Here is an 18948-nt window from a genome sequence, read left to right as displayed (position 1 = left end):
AAACGTGCAAAGTGTTGATGTCGCTATTGTTGGCGGTGGAATGGTGGGGCTGGCGGTTGCCTGCGGTTTGCAGGGCAGCGGGCTGCGCGTTGCGGTGCTGGAACAGGCCGCGCCTCAGCCGTTAAGCGCGGATGCGCCGCCGGCGCTGCGGGTGTCGGCGGTTAACGCCGCCAGCGAGAAGCTGCTGAGCAAACTGGGCGTCTGGCAGGATATTATCGCCCAGCGCGCCAGCTGCTACCACGGTATGGAAGTGTGGGATAAAGACAGTTTTGGCCGCATCAGCTTTGATGACCAGAGCATGGGCTTTAGCCACCTTGGGCATATTATTGAAAACGCCGTGGTTCACCACGCCCTGTGGCAAAAAGCGCAGCGCTGCGCGGACGTCACTCTGCTGGCTCCGGCGGAGCTGCAGCAGGTTGCGTGGGGGGAGAACGAGGCCTTTCTTAGCCTGCAGGACGGCACGATGTTAACCGCCCGGCTGGTGGTTGGCGCCGATGGGGCCAATTCATGGTTGCGCAATAAAGCCGATATCCCGCTCACCTACTGGGATTATCACCATCATGCGCTGGTTGCCACTATTCGCACCGAAGAACCGCACGAAGCGGTGGCGCGTCAGGCGTTCCACGGCGAAGGGATTCTGGCGTTTCTGCCGCTGAGCGATCCGCACCTCTGCTCGATTGTCTGGTCGCTCTCTCCCGAAGAGGCTGAGCGGATGCGGCAGGCGGACGATGCCGCTTTTAACCAGGCGCTGAATATTGCCTTCGATAACCGCCTCGGCTTATGCGCCGTGGAGAGCGAGCGCCAGGTCTTCCCGCTCACCGGCCGCTATGCGCGTCAGTTTGCCGCCCATCGTCTGGCGCTGGTCGGCGATGCCGCCCATACCATTCATCCGCTGGCGGGGCAGGGCGTTAATCTTGGCTTTATGGATGCCGCCGAGCTGATCGACGAACTGAAGCGCCTGCACGCGCAGGGCAAGGATATCGGCCAGCATCTGTATCTGCGTCGCTATGAACGCAGCCGTAAACATAGCGCTGCGCTGATGCTGGCGGGGATGCAGGGCTTTCGTGACATGTTCTCCGGCCACAATCCGGCGAAGAAGCTGCTGCGCGATATCGGTCTTAAGCTGGCGGATACATTGCCCGGCGTGAAGCCGCAGCTTATCCGTCAAGCGATGGGGCTCAACGACCTGCCCGCCTGGTTACGTTAAGTACGTCACACTTCTCTCACCCGGCCGCCGCGCCGGGTTATCCCCTCTCATTTGAAATAATCTAATTTCACCTCGTTTTTCGCATTAGTTTTATTAATGTTACCTTTTTTTTGTTATAGAAATTAGGCCCGTCATTTCGCAGAAAATATCATCATGCGCTGCTTTTTTAACTAATTAGTTTGGTTTTGTGCGGATTGAATCGCTTTATTGTAGATAAAAACTCTGTAGGCTCTGCGGCTGATTTTGGTCATAAGCTAATGTGATGTCCTGACCAGACTTATGGTTTAGTGCGGATATCGGTGGTAAGTTCAGGCCAAAGAGAACGTTTGCGTCGGCGTCCTTTAGCGATGCTGGCGGCGTTTTTCGCGGCGCAAAAACGCCAAAAATCGTGGCTGGTTCCGTTTTATTCGATGAGGAAAAGATGGCTCAACAGACTCCGTTGTTTGAACAACACACGCTATGCGGCGCGCGCATGGTGGATTTCCATGGCTGGATGATGCCGCTGCATTACGGATCCCAGATCGATGAGCATCATGCTGTGCGCGGTGATGCCGGAATGTTCGATGTGTCGCACATGACCATCGTCGATTTTCACGGCAGCCGAATCCGCGAGTTCCTGCGCTATCTGCTGGCTAACGACGTGGCGAAGCTCACCGTGCCGGGCAAAGCGCTCTATAGCGGCATGCTGACCGCCTCCGGCGGCGTCATTGATGACCTGATTGTTTATTTCCTTTCTGAAGACTATTTCCGCCTCGTAGTTAACTCCGCCACCCGTGAAAAAGACCTCGCCTGGATCACCCAGCAGTCTGACTCCTATGGTCTTGAGATAACCGTGCGTGACGATCTATCCCTGATCGCCGTACAGGGTCCAAAGGCGAAAGAGAAAGCGGCGACGCTGTTTACCGACGCGCAGCGCCAGGCCGTGGAAGGCATGAAGCCGTTCTTTGGCGTGCAGGCGGGCGATCTGTTTATTGCGACGACCGGCTATACCGGTGAAGCGGGTTATGAAATCGCGCTGCCGAACGAGCAGGCGGTGGATTTCTGGCGCGGCCTGCTGGACGCGGGCGTTAAGCCGTGCGGCCTTGGCGCGCGCGATACGCTGCGCCTGGAAGCGGGCATGAATCTTTATGGCCAGGAGATGGACGAAGGCGTCTCTCCGCTGGCGGCTAACATGGGCTGGACCATTGCCTGGGAACCGGCTGACCGTGATTTTATCGGGCGTGAAGCGCTGGAACTCCAGCGTGAAAAAGGCACCGAACAGCTGGTCGGCCTGGTGATGACCGAGAAAGGCGTTCTGCGCGGCGGCCTGCCGGTGCGCTTCAGCGATGCCGATGGCAATCAGAAAGAAGGCATTATCACCAGCGGCACCTTCTCCCCGACGCTGAGCTACAGTATTGCCTTAGCGCGCGTACCGGAAGGCATCGGTGAAACCGCCGTGGTGCAGATTCGCAATCGCGAAATGCCGGTCAAAGTGACGAAACCCGTTTTTGTACGCAACGGCAAAGCCGTGGTGTGATTTCCCATTTGGAGATGAATTGATGAGCAACGTACCAGCAGAACTGAAATACAGCAAAGAACACGAATGGCTGCGTAAAGAAGCGGACGGCACCTATACCGTCGGTATCACCGAGCACGCGCAGGAGCTGCTTGGCGATATGGTTTTCGTTGACCTGCCGGAAGTGGGCGCCGCCGTAGAAGCGGGCGCCGACTGCGCGGTTGCCGAATCCGTCAAAGCCGCTTCCGATATCTACGCGCCGATTAGCGGCGAAATTGTTGCCGTCAATGAAGAGCTGAACGACTCCCCTGAGCTGGTCAACAGCGAGCCGTACGCCGGCGGCTGGATCTTTAAAATCAAAGCCAGCGATGAAGCTCAGGTTGCCGCGCTGCTGGATGCGACCGCATATGAAGCTCTGTTAGAAGACGAATAAATACGCTTCATCCTTCACGTGGCAGGGGCGTTGGCTTCCTGCAACGCGAATGATTTGCGTCTTCTGGCCCGGTTAGCGTCAGTGCGCGCCGGGCAAACCCGTCAGACAATCACGATTCACCGCACGTTCAGGAACCATCGCTCATGACCCAGACTTTAGGCCAGCTTGAATACCGTGACGCCTTTATTGAACGTCACATCGGCCCGGATGCCCGGCAGCAGCAGGAGATGCTGAAAACCGTTGGCGCCGATTCGCTTAACGCCCTGATTGGCCAGATTGTGCCGCAGGATATCCAGCTGGCAACGCCGCCGCAGGTGGGCGAAGCAACCACGGAATTCGCCGCGCTGGCGGAACTGAAGGCGATCGCCGGTCGTAACAAGCGCTTCAAGTCGTACATTGGCATGGGCTACACCGCCGTGCAGCTGCCGCCGGTGATTCAGCGCAACATGCTGGAAAATCCGGGCTGGTATACCGCCTATACGCCTTATCAGCCGGAGGTTTCCCAGGGTCGCCTGGAATCACTGCTGAATTTCCAGCAGGTGACCCTCGACCTGACCGGGCTCGATATTGCCTCGGCCTCGCTGCTGGACGAAGCCACCGCCGCTGCGGAAGCTATGGCAATGGCCAAACGCGTAAGCAAACTGAAAAACGCCAACCGTTTCTTCGTCGCCGCCGACGTTCATCCGCAGACGCTGGACGTGGTGCGCACCCGCGCGGAAACCTTTGGTTTCGATGTGATTGTCGATGATGCGGAAAAAGCGCTCGACCATCAGGACGTCTTTGGCGTGCTGCTGCAGCAGGTAGGCACCACCGGCGAGGTTCACGATTACAGCAAACTGATAGCTGACCTGAAAGCGCGCAAAGTGATTGTCAGCGTCGCGGCCGATTTTATGGCCCTGGTTCTGCTGACTGCCCCGGGCAAGCAGGGCGCGGACATTGTGTTTGGCTCCGCCCAGCGCTTCGGCGTACCGATGGGCTACGGCGGCCCGCACGCGGCGTTTTTTGCCGCAAAAGATGAATTCAAACGCTCCATGCCGGGCCGTATTATCGGCGTATCGAAAGATGCGGCGGGTAATACCGCGCTGCGCATGGCGATGCAGACGCGCGAGCAGCATATTCGCCGCGAGAAAGCGAACTCCAATATCTGTACCTCCCAGGTGCTGCTGGCCAATATTGCCAGCCTGTACGCCGTATTCCACGGCCCGGCTGGGCTGAAGCGTATCGCCAGCCGTATTCATCGCCTGACCGATATTCTCGCCGATGGCCTGCAGAAAAAAGGCCTTAAGCTCCGCCATGCGCACTACTTCGATACCCTGTGCGTGGACGTCGCCGATAAAGCCGCTGTGCTGGCGCGGGCGGAAGCGCTGCAGATCAACCTGCGCAGCGATATTCATCACGCCGTCGGGATCACGCTCGATGAAGCCACCACGCGCGAAGACGTCCTGAACCTGTTCCGCGCCATCGTGGGCGACGATCACGGCCTGGATATCGACACGCTGGATAAAGACGTGGCCCTGGACAGCCGTTCGATCCCGGCCAGCATGCTGCGTGACGATGCGATCCTCACTCATCCGGTGTTCAACCGCTACCACAGCGAAACCGAGATGATGCGCTATATGCACGCGCTGGAGCGTAAGGATCTGGCGCTGAACCAGGCGATGATCCCGCTGGGCTCCTGCACCATGAAGCTGAATGCTGCCGCGGAGATGATCCCGATCACCTGGCCGGAATTCGCCGAACTACATCCGTTCTGCCCGGTTGATCAGGCTGAAGGCTATCATCAGATGATTGCCCAGCTCTCCGACTGGCTGGTTAAGCTGACCGGCTATGATGCGGTCTGCATGCAGCCGAACTCCGGCGCGCAGGGCGAATACGCGGGCCTGCTGGCGATTCGCCATTACCACGAGAGCCGCAACGAAGGGCATCGCGATATCTGCCTGATCCCAAGCTCTGCGCACGGCACCAACCCGGCTTCCGCGCAGATGGCGGGAATGCAGGTGGTGGTGGTCGCCTGTGATAAAAATGGCAACATCGATCTGGCGGATCTGCGGGCGAAAGCCGAGCAGCATGCGGCGAACCTCTCCTGCATCATGGTGACCTATCCGTCCACCCACGGCGTTTATGAAGAGACTATTCGCGAAGTGTGCGAAGTGGTGCATCAGTTTGGCGGCCAGGTTTACCTTGACGGCGCGAACATGAACGCCCAGGTCGGCATTACCTCTCCGGGCTTTATCGGCGCGGACGTCTCGCACCTCAACCTGCATAAAACCTTCTGCATTCCGCACGGCGGCGGCGGCCCGGGTATGGGGCCGATCGGCGTGAAATCGCATCTGGCGCCGTTTGTGCCGGGCCACAGCGTGGTGCAAATTGAAGGCATGCTGACCCGCCAGGGCGCGGTTTCCGCCGCGCCGTTCGGCAGCGCCTCCATTCTGCCGATCAGCTGGATGTATATCCGTATGATGGGTGCAGAGGGGCTGAAACAGGCGAGCCAGATGGCGATTCTGAACGCCAACTACATCGCTACCCGGCTGAAAGACGCGTTCCCGGTGCTGTATACCGGCCGCGACGGTCGCGTGGCGCACGAATGTATTCTGGATATTCGTCCGCTGAAAGAAGAGACCGGCATCAGCGAGCTGGATATTGCCAAGCGACTGATTGATTTTGGTTTCCACGCTCCGACCATGTCCTTCCCGGTTGCCGGCACGCTGATGGTGGAACCGACCGAATCGGAAAGCAAAGTGGAGCTGGACCGCTTTATCGATGCGATGCTGGCGATTCGCGGCGAGATCGACCGCGTGAAAGGCGGTGAATGGCCGCTGGAGGATAACCCGCTGGTGAACGCGCCGCATACTCAGGGTGAACTGGTGAGCGAGTGGAACCATCCGTACACCCGTGAACTGGCGGTCTTCCCGGCGGGGCTGAACAACAAGTACTGGCCGACCGTTAAGCGTCTGGACGATGTTTACGGCGACCGTAATCTGTTCTGCTCCTGCGTGCCGATGAGCGAATACCAGTAATCTGCTGATTAGACTATCTTTTAAAGGCGCTGCGGCGCCTTTATTTTTTGGGAGAATGGCATGACGATAGCTTTGGTGACGGGCGGCAGCCGGGGAATAGGTAAAGCGACGGCGCTGCTGCTGGCGCAGGAAGGCTATACCGTGGCGGTGAATTACCATCAAAATAGCGCTGCCGCGACCGGCGTGGTGAACGAAATTATCGCCAGCGGCGGCAAAGCCGTTGCGCTACGGGCGGACGTCAGCGATGAAGCGCAGGTGATGGCGATGTTTACCGCTATCGATCGCCTCGGCGAACCGCTCGCCGCGCTGGTCAATAACGCCGGCATTTTATTTACCCAGGGGACGATTGAAAGCCTTTGCGCGGAGCGGATTAACCAGGTGCTGGCCACCAACGTGACCGGCTACTTCCTCTGCTGCCGGGAAGCGGTAAAGCGGATGTCGTACAAGCACGGCGGTAAGGGCGGGGCGATTGTGAATGTGTCGTCCGCGGCATCGCGCCTCGGGGCGCCGGGGGAGTATGTGGATTATGCCGCGTCAAAGGGCGCGGTTGATACTCTGACCACCGGCCTGTCGCTGGAGGTGGCGGCGCAGGGGATTCGGGTTAACGGCGTGCGCCCCGGCTTAATTTATACCGACATGCACGCCAGCGGCGGTGAACCGGGGCGCGTGGATCGTGTGAAGTCGATGCTGCCCATGCGGCGCGGCGGGCAGCCGGAGGAGGTGGCTCAGGCTATCGTCTGGCTGCTGAGTGAGAAGGCTTCCTACGTGACCGGCAGCTTTCTGGAGCTGGCGGGCGGGAGATAATCGGAACTCGTTTTCCGGGGGGCGGCTAACGCCTTGCCCGGGATACAACATCTGTTTACCTCACCCCATCCCTGGCCCTGCTAAGCGCAGCGCAAGCAGGGAAATGCGCTACGACGCCAGCCACAGCCGCAGGCGCATCCCCCAGCCGCTGGTCCAGCCGGTGGTGACTGACTTCACCTCGCCGCGCGAGATCACCACAAGGGTCGGCGTGACCTGCACCTCCCACCGTTGGGATAGCTGACCGCTGGCGTCATTGATCGTCGGCAGCGCCATTTTTTTATGCGCCAGCCATCGCGCCAGAGCGGCGTTGTCGCCGGAGCGTAGCGCTATCGTCATCACATTGCCGCCATCGTTGGCTAAAGCGGCCACCGACGGGGTGGTATAGCGGCAAACGCCGCACCAGGTGGCCCAGACGTACAGCAGCAAAGGGCGCTCGTGGCTCATTGCCGCCAGATCGACCGTTCGGCCATCAAGCGTTTGCAGCGGCATGCTGGAGAAATTCTGCGGCAGCGCGGGCCTGCGCAGGTAATCCACCGCCAGGCTGACGGCGGCGACAATCAGCAGCCATATCAGGATCTGTCTGAAGACGTTTAGCATCATTTTTCTACATTGTGATGCGCCGGAAAGGCCGGCAGCGTGCGGCGTTGATTCACGAAGTCAGCGTCAGCGACTCAACGATTGATGTGGTTTATCTTATCGGCTGAGCGTGGGTTAGCAATGCTAAAGCTGTAAAGAAGTGTCTGTTTTGTGGTAAGTTTTGCCCCCTTCCGGCTGAAAAGGGGCAAGATGATTACAGTTTTTCGCCGTTGCTGGCGATAACCTCTTTGTACCAGTTAAAGCTCTTCTTGCGCGAGCGGGACATATCGCCGGTACCATCGTCATGTTTGTTGACGTAGATAAAGCCGTAGCGCTTGCTGTACTGACCGGTCGTGAAGGAGACGCAGTCGATGCAGCCCCACGGGGTATAGCCCATTAGCTCAACGCCGTCGTAAGTCACCGCTTTGATCATCTCTTCGACGTGAGCGCGCAGATAGTCGATGCGATAGTCGTCGTTGATGCTGCCGTCTTCTTCGACTTTATCGTACGCGCCGAAGCCGTTTTCGACGATAAACAGCGGCTTCTGGTAGCGCTCATACAGTTCACACAGCGCATAGCGCAGGCCGACCGGGTCAATCTGCCAGCCCCAGTCGGAGGCTTTGACGTGCGGGTTGGGCACGCTGCCTTCAAAGCCGGAGATCGCGTCGCCGGTGCCGCCTTCCGCTTTCACCGCGTTGGTCATGTAGTAGCTGAAGCCGAGATACGCGCAGGTGCCTTCGCGCAGGATTTGCGCATCGCCGTCCTCCATGTTGATATTGAAGCCGCGGCGTTCCCATTCGTTCAGGACGTAGCTCGGGTAGTAGCCGCGCAGCTGGACGTCGGTAAAGACGTAGCGTTCACGCATTGATTCCTGGGCAAACATCACGTCTTCCGGCTTGCAGGAGAACGGATAGAGGGCGACCATTGCCAGCATGCAGCCCACCTGCATCTCCGGATTGATTTGACGCGCTGCCTTCACCGCCAGCGCGCTGGCGACAAACTGATGGTGCAGCACCTGGTACATGGTCTCTTCCGGGTTTTCATGCTCGGTATAGACCACGCCGGAGCAGCAGTAGCCAAACAGCGGCGCGCGCCAGTTACGCTGGTTGTTGATCTCGTTAAAGGTCATCCAGTATTTCACTTTGTGCTTATAGCGCTCGAAGACCACTTCGGCGAAGCGCACAAAGAAATCGACCACTTTGCGGTTGGTCCAGCCGCCGTACTGCTGAACCAGATGCAGCGGCATCTCAAAGTGGGAGAGGGTAATAACCGGTTCGATGTTGTACTTCAGTAGTTCATCGAACATGTCATCGTAGAATTTCAGCCCTTCTTCATTCGGCTGGCTTTCGTCGCCCAGCGGGAAGATGCGCGTCCAGGCGATAGAGGTGCGGAAGCACTTGAAGCCCATCTCGGCGAACAGCTTGATGTCTTCTTTGTAGCGGCCGTGGAAATCGATGGCTTCGTGATTCGGATAGTACTTGCCCGGCTCTACCTGCTGGGTTATCTCGCGCGGCACGCCGTGCGCGCCGCCGGTAAGCACGTCGCAGATGCTCGGGCCTTTGCCGTCTTTATTCCAGCCGCCTTCAACCTGGTGCGCGGCGACGGCGCCACCCCATAAAAAGTCTTTTGGTAAAGGAATTTTCTTCATCTTTGCTCATCTCGTCTTAATGACTTGTTGGCTGCGAGTCTAACAAAGGGAATATAAATGTCACGATATAACAATTTGCCCGGAATGGAATTTGTTACATCGAAAAAACACCCTGTTATTTTCAGGCGAGTTTGCGCGCTAATTTACGCCCAAGCGTTTCCAGAATATAAATGACCGGGATCTGGGTGGTAATGTCATAGACGCCGCCGATGCGCGTTTGCGGAACGTGCCAGGAGAGATTAAAGTCGGCAAGCTTTGCCAGCCGCGAGTGCTCGTGGCTGGTGATGGACATCACTTTACAGCGATGCAGGCTGAACTGGCTGGCGAAGCGCAGGATCTCTTCGGTTTCGCCGGAGACCGACAGCACGATGGCCAGCGCATTACGCGCCATATCATTGGTCACCGGGAAATAAGGGTCGTCGATATGGTTACTGAATTTCCCGACGTTAGAAAAGAAACGCGCGCCATATTTTGCCAGCGCGCCGGAGGTGCCGGCACCAACAAAAATAATACGTTCTGAAGACAGAATAATATCGACCGCCTGCTCGAGCAGCTGGTCAAATTCATCGTTATTAACGCTTTTAAAAAAGCTCATTATTTCGCTGGCGCCGATATTTGCCTGTTGAGGCTCATTCTGCTCCAGATATAATTTAAAGCGTACGCGAAACTCCGAGTAGCCTTCGCACTGCAGCTTGCGGCAGAAGCGCAAAACGGTAGTCGTGGAGACTCCGGCCGCTTCCGCCAGCTCGCGGATGGTCATGTACATCACTTTGTCGCGATTTTTAATGACGTAGTGATAGACCATCATCTCAAGATTATTGAGACTGGCGATAGCGGCGTGGGAGAAGATACTCACAGTGGCAAACTCACAATTCATAATGACCAGGACGGAATGATATCATGCAGCCAAATGACATAACCTTTTTTCAGCGTTTTCAGGACGACATCCTCGCCGGACGCAAAACCATTACCATCCGCGATGCTGCGGAATCGCACTTTAAAACGGGCGATGTGCTGCGCGTTGGCCGCTATGAAGATGACGGCTATTTTTGCACCATTCGCGTGGTGGCCACCTCAACGGTGACGCTGGATACGCTGAGTGAACTGCACGCGCAGCAGGAGAATATGACCCTGGCGCAGCTGCGTGAGGTGATTGCGGAGATCTATCCTGAAGAAAAGCAGTTTTATGTTATTGAATTCGAAAAGCTTTAAATAAACAGTGAACGTCTGTTAGTTGAAATATTTATGTAACCTATTGATTTTATACTGTTCATAAATATTCATCTTTTTATTTTAGCGAACAGGTGTTCACTGGAATCATTCTCAGTTAACCTAAGTGTGCATTGAAAGCGTACTTGTTTTCGGAGTCAAATATGGTTCGCAAATCGTTAATCACACAGGGATATTCTCTGGCAGAGGAAATTGCCAACAGCGTCAGTCACGGGATTGGGCTGGTGTTCGGTATCGTCGGTCTGGTGCTGTTGCTGGTGCAGGCGGTGGACAGCAACGCCGGCGCCACGGCCATTACCAGCTACAGCCTGTACGGCGGCAGCATGATTTTGCTGTTCCTCGCCTCGACCCTCTATCACGCGATTCCGCATCAGCGGGCTAAGCTGTGGCTGAAAAAATTCGACCACTGCGCCATCTATTTGCTGATTGCCGGGACCTACACGCCGTTTCTGCTGGTGGGGCTAAATTCGCCGCTATCGCGCGGGCTGATGATCGTCATCTGGAGCCTGGCGCTGCTGGGGATCCTGTTTAAGCTGACCATTGCGCATCGTTTTAAGATCCTCTCTTTAGTGACCTACCTGACCATGGGCTGGCTGTCGCTGATCGTCGTTTATCAGCTGGCGATTAAGCTGGCGGTGGGCGGCGTGACGCTGCTTGCCGTGGGTGGCGTGGTCTATTCGCTGGGGGTTATTTTCTACGTCTGCAAACGTATTCCGTACAACCACGCTATCTGGCACGGTTTTGTCCTGGGCGGCAGCGTGTGCCACTTCCTGGCCATTTATTTGTACGTCGGGCAGGTTTAAATTTCGCGAAATCTCCCGGCTCGCGCTACGCTTAGCCGGGCTACAGGTTCACCGTCGTCTGAGGGCTGGTAGCCCGGACATGGCGCGCCAGCGCCGCCTCCGGGACATTCTCCGTTGGTGATGGCTTGCCTGCCTGGGCTACGGCCCGGTGTTTTTATTCAAACCACGGCTTTCACGATATCCATTAATCTGCGGATATCTTCTGGCCGGGTATTGCCGGTTTGCGGGTCGATTATCGAGCTGTAAACATGAGGCATCACGCGAGGTACGCCTGCCTCCAGACAGCTTTGCAAAATAATGCCAAAGTTATCGAGATCGATTCCGCCGGTTGGTTCGATTAACGTCATCCCGTTACGGGCTGCCGTGGTCGCCAGCATATACAGCTCCGGTAGCGACTTTTCGCCGCCCATGGGGAAAAACTTCGCCGCATGGGCCCCCATGTCCTGCATCATGCGTACCGCCGCATCGCAGGAGACGCGGGCCGGCGTGCCCTGACAGCTGCTGACGCCGGTGGAGATAAGAACCTCGCCAGGGGTTCCCGTCGGGCTGACCAGCGCGTTAATGCAGGTCTGCTGCCCCCCCGTAGCCGCCAGCGCCCCTGCGGCAAACCCGCTGCCGGTAAAGGTCTGATTAACGTGCGCCGGGTGAAGCGCTGACGCGATCATCGCCGCTTTGTAATATTGCGCAGGATCGCCGGCGCCCAGGCCTACGGAGATGGAGGGTATCTCCGCCATCCAGCGTTTTACCTCCTGAACACCTTCTTCCACGGAGGCAAACTGTGCCGAGAGGACGCCAATCGCCGCATGGCCTTCGGCGGCATCATAAATGTCCCGGGCGTTGGCGATATCTTTCGCCAGCACGTTAATCGCGACGCGTTGACGGTAAAAATTAATTTGCTGCATGGTTGGCAATCTCCTTTAAGCGCGCCACGATCAGGCTCATTTCACCCTCGGCTACCGTTCGTGGGTCCAGGCTAAAAACCCCCTGATGGAGGTTATAGCGCCGGGCGTAAATGGCGATATCGCCGTTGCGCAGCTGTGCTTCGACTTCGCGGACATCCAGGCCCAGCTCCTGGGCATTCACCTGAATGCGGATACGCCAGATAGCGCGTCCGGCTTCATCCTGCTCAATATCGGCTTGTAAGCCGTTTATCGCTGAGATCGCTTTCGCGACGGGCAGGAGTTCCTCGGCTGTGACCCCCTTCTGCCCCTGATGATAGTGTTCCAGCGCATAAACCAGACCGACCATATTCTCCTTGCCGATTTTCATCGCCCGGGCAATACCGTGATGCTGCGCCTTACACGCCGCTATCCACTGTTTTTTCCCGGTGATGAATCCGGAGGTGGGCGCATTAAACGCTTTTGCCCCGCTATAGATAACCATGTCCGCTCCGCTCGCCGCCCAGACGCGTAAATCCTCCTCGGCGGCGGCATCGACAATCAGCGGCAGGTTGTGAGTCTGTGCGACCTGCACGAAATCCTCGATACTCAACATCCCTTTTTGCACGCAGTGGTGTGATTTCACATACAGCAGGGCGGCGGTGCTGGTAGAGATCGCGCTCTCCAGCTGCCAGCGCGCCGCCAGATTGCTTGAACCGACCTCCACAACGCGCCCACCGCCTAAGCGAATCGCGCTGGTGATGGGCGCGCCGTAATCGACGTTATGCCCGCGGAGCATGACGACTTCGTTGGCCATACCGCGACTGTCCGGCATCTGCATCACTCGCGCCTGGTCGCCATGGGTAATCGCGGCGGCTACGGCGATGGCGATTCCCGCCGAGGCGCAGGAGGTGATATAGCTGTCTTCCGCGCCGGTAAAGCGGGAGACCCGCTCGCCGGTTCGGTCTACCAGCCTGTCGATTTCCACAAAGGCCGATGCCGCCCGCGCCGTTGCCTGCATCACCTCCGGCGCCACGCTGGAAACGCCCAGAATCGTCATTTTGCCGCAGGCGTTAATCACCTGTTTTAACCCCAGCTGTTGATAGATATTCTGCGTCATGGTTTACAGCACTCCCAGCAGCGAACAGACCACGCTGAGCGCGACAATTGACAGCAGAATGGTGGTGTAGCGCGGCCCTTTCTTCACCAGATAGAAGTAGATGGCAAACACCGCCGCCAGCGGCAACAGGCCGGGCGCGATAGAGTCGAGGATTTGCTGGACCACCACCTCCGAGCCCTTCAGCGCGCTGAGCTTTAAGGGGGTCGTTATTTTGACGTAGCTTGCGGAGAGCGCGCCCATCATTATCAGGCCCAGCACGTTCGCGCCGTAGATAAGCTCCTTAATTCGCCCTCCCTGGAGCAGGCCGATGATTGAGTCGCGTCCCAGCGTGTAGCCTTTGTGCACCATGCCGTAGCTGATCGCCAGCGTAATGGCCGGATAGAGAATTAAGGGCACAATGCCGCCCATCGCGCTGCCGCTGGCGGCGAACGGGATGAAAATCGCAATCAGCAACGGCATGACGGCCGCCCAGATGATGGAGTCCCCCATTCCGGCCAGCGGCCCCATCAGCCCGGTTTTAATCCCGGTGATAGACGCGTCGCTAATCGGTTCACCGCGGGTTTTCTGCTCCTCCATCGCAATCGAGATCCCCTGAATCACCGCGCCAAAGGTCTGCTCAGAGTTGAAGAAGTTCAGATGGCGTTTTAGCGCCTCCACCTGCTCTTCTTTTTGCGGGTAGAGTTTTTTGATAATCGGCGTCATTGAGGCGCAGAAAATCAGGCTTTGTAAACGCTCATAGGAGCTGGAAACTTCTGCACCCAGCCAGTAAATAAACCAGGCTTTGGTGATGTCCGCTTTGGTCAGCGTGCCGTTCTCCCGCGCGCGCTCCACCAGTTCGTGCTGCATTACATCGCTGCTCATCATGCTGCTCCTTCATTTTTCGCCAGGCCTTTAATCAGGAAGGCCACGCAGGTACCAAAGATTGCCATCGCCATAATGTCCACCTTCAGGTACAGCACCGCAAAGAATCCGCCGATAAACCACGGCAGCAGGCTCTTCTTACCGATCACCATGATGGTGATGGCAAAGCCCAGCGCCGGCAGAATGCCGCCCATAATTTCAAAGGAGTGGGTCAACCAGTGCGGCATCAGCTTAAGGAAGCTCTCTACCACGTCCTGGCCAAAATAGTTGGCAGCAAACACCACCGGGAAACGCAGCACCAGGCCGAGCAACGCCGGGTAGAGGAACGCGCAGCGCATAATACCGCCCATGTTGGCCGTTTCCGCGTGTTTATCCGCCATATGCACCCATGCGGCGTTCAGCGTGCGTCTGAGCTGGTCAAGGAAAACGCCGATCACGCCAAACGGGATGGCCAGCGCGATGGCCAGGTTCGGGTCCATCCCGGCTTTTACGGCGATAGGAATCGAGATACAGGCTGCCAGCGCCGGATCTGACGGCACGTTACCCCCGGGCGTTGAGGTCACGCCGAGGTAAACCAGCTGCATACCTGCGCCAATAATCATCGCCGTTTCCATATTGCCCAACAGCAGGCCGACAAAAACGGCGATTACAACAGGTTGTAACAGCATGGCGGAGAAGGTGTAGCCAAGGCGTAAGCGGGCAAACCAGTAATACAACCCCATCAGGCTTGCGAAGACTAAAGTATCCATAGTTTTTTCCTGTACACTTCATCTTTCAGGCTGCCTCTTTGTTGGCTGCCTTCGCTCACCCCAGTCACTTACTTAAGTAAGTGACTGGGGATTCACTCAGTTGCCGCCTCGATGCATCCAGAATGATTTTGTGTATGTTAAATGGTTAGAATTTTTTCAGGATATCGTCCAGCGACTGCGGCTTATCTTCCGGGATAGTCTGGAAGACCGCCTTAATCCCTCGACTTTTCAGGTCGTGAAGAATGCCAACGTCTTTTTCATCCAACGTGATGTTCTGGAAAACGACCTTGCGGTTCGGCCCGCCGCCTAAGCCGCCAACCTGAATGGCGGAAACATCAAACCCGAGCTGTACGGCTTCCTGAATCGCCGCGAGAGAGGGGAACAGCACCAGCACGCTGCCGTCGCCAAGCTGGTTTTCTTTCCACGATGCGGCAAAGCTCTGATTGCTGTAGCAATCCACTTTGATGTTTGGCGGTGCCGCCATCAGATAGATATTTTTCATAAACGGATCGGCGTCCAGCTCATCACTCACTACCGCAATCCGGTTGGCCTGGGATTGTCCGACCCACTTCGTCACCACTTGTCCATGAATGAGGCGGCTGTCGATGCGACATAACACGATGTTAGCCATGATATTTTTTCCTTATTGTGATTGTTGTAATTGCCGAACGTGGGCGACAACGTCCAGACAGCTGCTGCGCGCGGCTTCCACTAATTCAGCTACGCAGGCGGATAGCGGTCCCTGTTCCCGCTTGTCCAGCGCCTCCAGCAGCAGCGAGGCATTCAGTCCGGAAATCACCGCCACCGGATAATCGGCGCTTAGCCGCGCGGCCACGTTAGAGGTGGTCCCGCCAATAAAATCGGTCAGAATAAGCGAGCCTTCGGGCAGGGTTTTCACGACGGCTTCTACGCGCTGATAAAACTCGCCCAAGGTATCGACGGGCATCAGGGCGATTTCCGTTACGCCTTTAATTTCGCCCGTCACCATGCACAGGCTGTTGCAGAGCTGTTGCCCCCAGCCGCCATGGGTCAGCAGCAGGATCTGGGACAAAGGTTCAGTGGTAATCAAAATGGCCTCCTGGCGCTATTACGTTGATATACGTAATAAGAGCAAAGGCTGTGCCAGAATTTGTGTCACATGGGGGGCGAAGAGGGGCAGGCGCGGCGTAAAGCCACGCCAGTTAAGGGATCAGCGATACAGCAGTTCGTAGATATAAAAATATTCCGCGTCGGATAAACGAATGGCATAAGCCTCTTCGATCGGCTGGAAGGCGGATTTAATGACACTAAACGCGCGGACGTCCAGCGCGGGCTGGCTCTCCAGCGACATCTGTAACGGTTTCCGGTTAATTACGATACGCTCGACCATGCAACAGCAGTGGATCAGGAAGCGCAGTGTCACCTGGCGGCTGGGTTTCAGCGAAAGCGAGGTGGTTAAATGGTTAAACACCCCCTCCATCTCTTTGAGAATGCGCTGGGGATTGAGTACCGAAATATGGTTGATGATACTTTCCATGGTCAGCGCGCTGATGAAGCGCATCGCGCTGCGCTCCATCTCCAGACGGCGCTCACTGCTTGAGAGGTCCGGCGTGAGCAGGCTGAGCACCAGTTCCGGCCCCTGCTCGGAGAACAGCTCTTCAAGCGAGATAAACGGAATATCCGGCAGTCCCGGCTGGAAGGTGCCGACAATCCCCGCCAGTCGCTCACCGGCCAGCAGCGACTGCTGAACGCGCTCCAGGCTGCGAACCTCGTTGTAATCGAGGATCACCATTCGCGTATCCTGCGACATCAGCTCGCCAAAACTTTCCTCCAGCACTTTTTTGATTTTCTCTGCGGTTCCCATGCCGGTAATGCAGGAGATCACCAGCACCTTACCGCCGTTTTCCTGCTGCGGAGTACAGAGCTGACAGGGGATATTTTTACTCTGCAGTAATTCCGCCAGCTGCGGTAGCTCGCTGGTTTCATAGCTTAAATCCAGACCCAGCTCCAGCAGACTGGTCAGCGTAATATTGGGCATTAACAGGACGTCAATCTGGAATAGCTTGCTGATGGTGCTGCCAAAATGCACCAGCGAGCCGATATCCACCATCAGAATCAGCCGCCGGTAGCGTTGGCTCTGGATCCGCTGGGTTAGCGTTTCCAGCGTGTCATGCACCGACTGCTCAAAGGGCATATCGATGGCGCTAAACAGCTCGCGCTCCAGCACCCGGTTGACGTACTGCGCCTGACTGGTCGCCGTCGTCGCGCCGTGGGCGATTAAAATGACGCCGCAGTCGGGGCTGGCGTCGATCCGCTGGCGATAATGGCGGCACTCTTTCAGGAACAGACATAGCCAGACGACCTCCGTCGCCGGGCACTGAATATGCAGCAGCTCGTTGATTTTCCGGCACAGCAGAGTCGCGTTTTCATACTCGTCTTTGCAGCGGTCGAGGATCAGGCTGGAGGAGTAGAGCTGCGGGATCAGCCCGCGCTGCACGTAGCCAATCAGCGCCAGAAAGTGTTTACGCAGCGGATTCATCAGGTTTTCTGGCAGCGTAAAGCCCAGCACCTGTTCCACACAGCCAATCAGCAGGGTCACCCGCTCTTCAATCCGATCGCCATAGCGCGGCGGATGGGCCACGCTGTCGCGGCTGTAGAGACCATATTCAAAGATAGAACTGAGTTTGTTTTTGAGGATCGCCAGCGTCTCAGCCGGTGGGACGTTGCTGTTGCGCAGGTTGACGTATTCGCGGGTCAGGAAGCTGTAAAACAGATCGCTTTCTTCGATCTCCGCTCCTGTCGCCAGAGAGGTTTTCAATGCGGGTAACGTGCGCGCATCGACGCTTAGCCGATCCTGGCCGTCAAACAAGGTATCGACCAACAGACGCTGTTCCGGGGTGGCGTTGAACGGCACTTCTACCAGCCGTTTATCCAGCTGGAGCGTGTCGTTATGCTCGGTCATTCCCGCGGCCCACGCCTGGGCGCAAAGAAACTGGATATCGCTTTTGAGCTGGCCGATATTGCCTTCCAGCGGTTTATTCAGCAGCCAGAGCAACAGCGTTTTGTCGATACTGACCGTACGCTCAATTTTGCGGCTCTCGCGCTGGAGAAAACCGACAATAAGTTCCACCTGTTCTTCCACCGAGCGCTGACGGATCCCGGGGAGATCGATACAGACCTGGATGCGCCTCTGGAACGTTCGCAGCAGGGCTGAGCTGACCGGTTCGGTGGTGGCGCAAATCAAGCGCACCGTAATGGACCGCGCCGTGGCGCTTGAACCGAGCGGGCGATATTGGCCTTTGTCGAGAATGGAGAAGAGTTTTTCCTGTCCTTCATACGGCAGGCGGTGCACCTCATCAAGCAGCAGATATCCGCCGTCCGCCTGCTCTACCAGACCGGCTTTATTCTCACTGGCGCCGGTAAATGCGCCCTGCCGATGGCCGAACAAATGCGAAGAGAGCAGCTCCGGGTTATGCGCATACTCGGCGCAGTTAAAGTAGACCAGCGGCGGGGGAGAACCCGCCGCCTGCTCGCAGGCAAAACGGTGCATCAGCTCGGCAAAGAAAGTTTTACCTACCCCGGAGGGGCCGGTCAGCAATACGTGGAGCCCGTGAGGATAAAGTACCGCTGCGCGGCCTTTTTCCACCGCATCACGGAGGCTGCGATCGTAGCCAATCAGGCCGCTGAAGGGGTCATCCGTTGAGCAACCTTCCTGATGCGGCAGAAGGTCGGCAACCGTACGCACTTCACATTCGGTATCATTCAGTCTGCGCCCCAGCAGCGTTTCCATTGCCTGGCGGTGCCAAAAGAACACGGGGCGTCCTCTGCTCTTAATCGCCAGGCCGTCGTTCCATAACTGATTGAGGTCTTTGCTGACCGAGTTGCGCGCAAGCCCGAGGTTAAAGCCGATGGCTTCCGCCGTAAATGCCGTTTCCTGTTCCAGATCCGCAAGATTCAGCCCGCGAGTTAATCGCTCCAGTTCCCCCAGTATGACCTCAATCCGTCTCATCTCTTTTACCGCTTAAGAAATAAATGATTGTTCAGAACATACACTATTCTTCTACGCAAGAAAGTGGCCTGGGCCAGAGATGGCGCATTTGCGCAAAGCGCGCGGCCGCGGGTGTTTCGTGGTTTGCGGGTGGGGTAGC

General features: G+C 57.0%; 17 protein-coding genes. 7 read left to right on the top strand and 10 right to left on the bottom strand.

What is annotated here, in order from left to right; all coding sequences use genetic code 11:
• The first annotated feature begins 4 nt into the window (after positions 1 to 4).
• From ubiI to ABLU67_RS08665, 5 genes are all read left to right on the top strand, one after another.
• On the top strand, positions 5 to 1207 hold the full coding sequence (ubiI, locus tag ABLU67_RS08685; RefSeq protein ID WP_348852251.1) for an FAD-dependent 2-octaprenylphenol hydroxylase: 1203 nt from the start codon (positions 5 to 7) through the stop codon (positions 1205 to 1207).
• Between the two features lie 421 nt (positions 1208 to 1628).
• Complete coding sequence (gcvT, locus tag ABLU67_RS08680; RefSeq protein ID WP_348852250.1) at positions 1629 to 2723, top strand: glycine cleavage system aminomethyltransferase GcvT; 1095 nt, start codon at positions 1629 to 1631, stop codon at positions 2721 to 2723.
• Positions 2724 to 2745: 22 nt separating this feature from the next.
• Positions 2746 to 3135: a glycine cleavage system protein GcvH gene (gene gcvH / locus ABLU67_RS08675; RefSeq protein WP_004854088.1), complete on the top strand. Its 390-nt coding sequence runs from the start codon at positions 2746 to 2748 to the stop codon at positions 3133 to 3135.
• Positions 3136 to 3278: 143 nt separating this feature from the next.
• Positions 3279 to 6152, top strand: a complete 2874-nt coding sequence (gene gcvP, locus ABLU67_RS08670; RefSeq protein ID WP_102803243.1) for an aminomethyl-transferring glycine dehydrogenase — start codon at positions 3279 to 3281, stop codon at positions 6150 to 6152.
• Positions 6153 to 6212: 60 nt separating this feature from the next.
• Positions 6213 to 6956: an SDR family oxidoreductase gene (locus ABLU67_RS08665; protein ID WP_201994100.1), complete on the top strand. Its 744-nt coding sequence runs from the start codon at positions 6213 to 6215 to the stop codon at positions 6954 to 6956.
• Positions 6957 to 7064: 108 nt separating this feature from the next.
• Here ABLU67_RS08665 and ABLU67_RS08660 read toward each other — a convergent pair whose 3' ends face one another.
• From ABLU67_RS08660 to ABLU67_RS08650, 3 genes are all read right to left on the bottom strand, one after another.
• Complete coding sequence (locus ABLU67_RS08660) at positions 7065 to 7556, bottom strand: protein disulfide oxidoreductase (RefSeq protein ID WP_064404228.1); 492 nt, start codon at positions 7554 to 7556, stop codon at positions 7065 to 7067.
• Positions 7557 to 7746: 190 nt separating this feature from the next.
• Entirely contained in the window at positions 7747 to 9180 is a 1434-nt protein-coding gene (gene bglA / locus ABLU67_RS08655) for a 6-phospho-beta-glucosidase BglA (RefSeq protein WP_025105966.1), read from the bottom strand.
• Between the two features lie 121 nt (positions 9181 to 9301).
• Positions 9302 to 10030 (bottom strand): MurR/RpiR family transcriptional regulator, encoded by a 729-nt coding sequence (locus ABLU67_RS08650; protein WP_025105967.1) that lies wholly within the window; start codon positions 10028 to 10030, stop codon positions 9302 to 9304.
• Between the two features lie 50 nt (positions 10031 to 10080).
• Here ABLU67_RS08650 and yqfB point away from each other — a divergent pair, with 50 nt between their 5' ends.
• Both yqfB and ABLU67_RS08640 read left to right on the top strand, forming a co-directional pair.
• Entirely contained in the window at positions 10081 to 10392 is a 312-nt protein-coding gene (yqfB, locus tag ABLU67_RS08645; protein ID WP_025105968.1) for a N(4)-acetylcytidine aminohydrolase, read from the top strand.
• A 161-nt stretch (positions 10393 to 10553) separates the two neighbouring features.
• Complete coding sequence (locus ABLU67_RS08640; RefSeq protein WP_014839509.1) at positions 10554 to 11213, top strand: hemolysin III family protein; 660 nt, start codon at positions 10554 to 10556, stop codon at positions 11211 to 11213.
• Positions 11214 to 11371: 158 nt separating this feature from the next.
• Here ABLU67_RS08640 and ABLU67_RS08635 read toward each other — a convergent pair whose 3' ends face one another.
• The 7 genes from ABLU67_RS08635 to dagR form a co-directional block, all read right to left on the bottom strand.
• Positions 11372 to 12115: a 2-dehydro-3-deoxy-phosphogluconate aldolase gene (locus ABLU67_RS08635; protein ID WP_032693811.1), complete on the bottom strand. Its 744-nt coding sequence runs from the start codon at positions 12113 to 12115 to the stop codon at positions 11372 to 11374.
• Positions 12102 to 13211, bottom strand: coding sequence for a D-glucosaminate-6-phosphate ammonia lyase (gene dgaE / locus ABLU67_RS08630; RefSeq protein ID WP_201994101.1), 1110 nt, complete (start codon positions 13209 to 13211; stop codon positions 12102 to 12104). The genes ABLU67_RS08635 and dgaE overlap by 14 nt, the downstream gene beginning before the upstream one ends.
• A 3-nt stretch (positions 13212 to 13214) precedes the next feature.
• Entirely contained in the window at positions 13215 to 14075 is an 861-nt protein-coding gene (locus ABLU67_RS08625) for a PTS system mannose/fructose/sorbose family transporter subunit IID (RefSeq protein ID WP_014839507.1), read from the bottom strand.
• Entirely contained in the window at positions 14072 to 14821 is a 750-nt protein-coding gene (locus ABLU67_RS08620) for a PTS sugar transporter subunit IIC (protein WP_004124968.1), read from the bottom strand. The genes ABLU67_RS08625 and ABLU67_RS08620 overlap by 4 nt, the downstream gene beginning before the upstream one ends.
• Before the next feature lie 145 nt (positions 14822 to 14966).
• Entirely contained in the window at positions 14967 to 15452 is a 486-nt protein-coding gene (locus ABLU67_RS08615; RefSeq protein ID WP_004854068.1) for a PTS system mannose/fructose/N-acetylgalactosamine-transporter subunit IIB, read from the bottom strand.
• Positions 15453 to 15464: 12 nt separating this feature from the next.
• Positions 15465 to 15890 (bottom strand): PTS sugar transporter subunit IIA, encoded by a 426-nt coding sequence (locus ABLU67_RS08610; protein ID WP_004854067.1) that lies wholly within the window; start codon positions 15888 to 15890, stop codon positions 15465 to 15467.
• A 120-nt stretch (positions 15891 to 16010) separates the two neighbouring features.
• Positions 16011 to 18809 (bottom strand): transcriptional regulator DagR, encoded by a 2799-nt coding sequence (gene dagR, locus ABLU67_RS08605; RefSeq protein WP_049079129.1) that lies wholly within the window; start codon positions 18807 to 18809, stop codon positions 16011 to 16013.
• Positions 18810 to 18948: the final 139 nt, after the last annotated feature.

Source organism: Klebsiella sp. GN_Kp190, from assembly GCF_040061795.1.
GTDB lineage: Bacteria > Pseudomonadota > Gammaproteobacteria > Enterobacterales > Enterobacteriaceae > Klebsiella > Klebsiella michiganensis.
The sequence above is the reverse complement of the archived record's forward strand: the minus strand, read 5'-3'. Positions and strand labels throughout refer to the sequence as shown.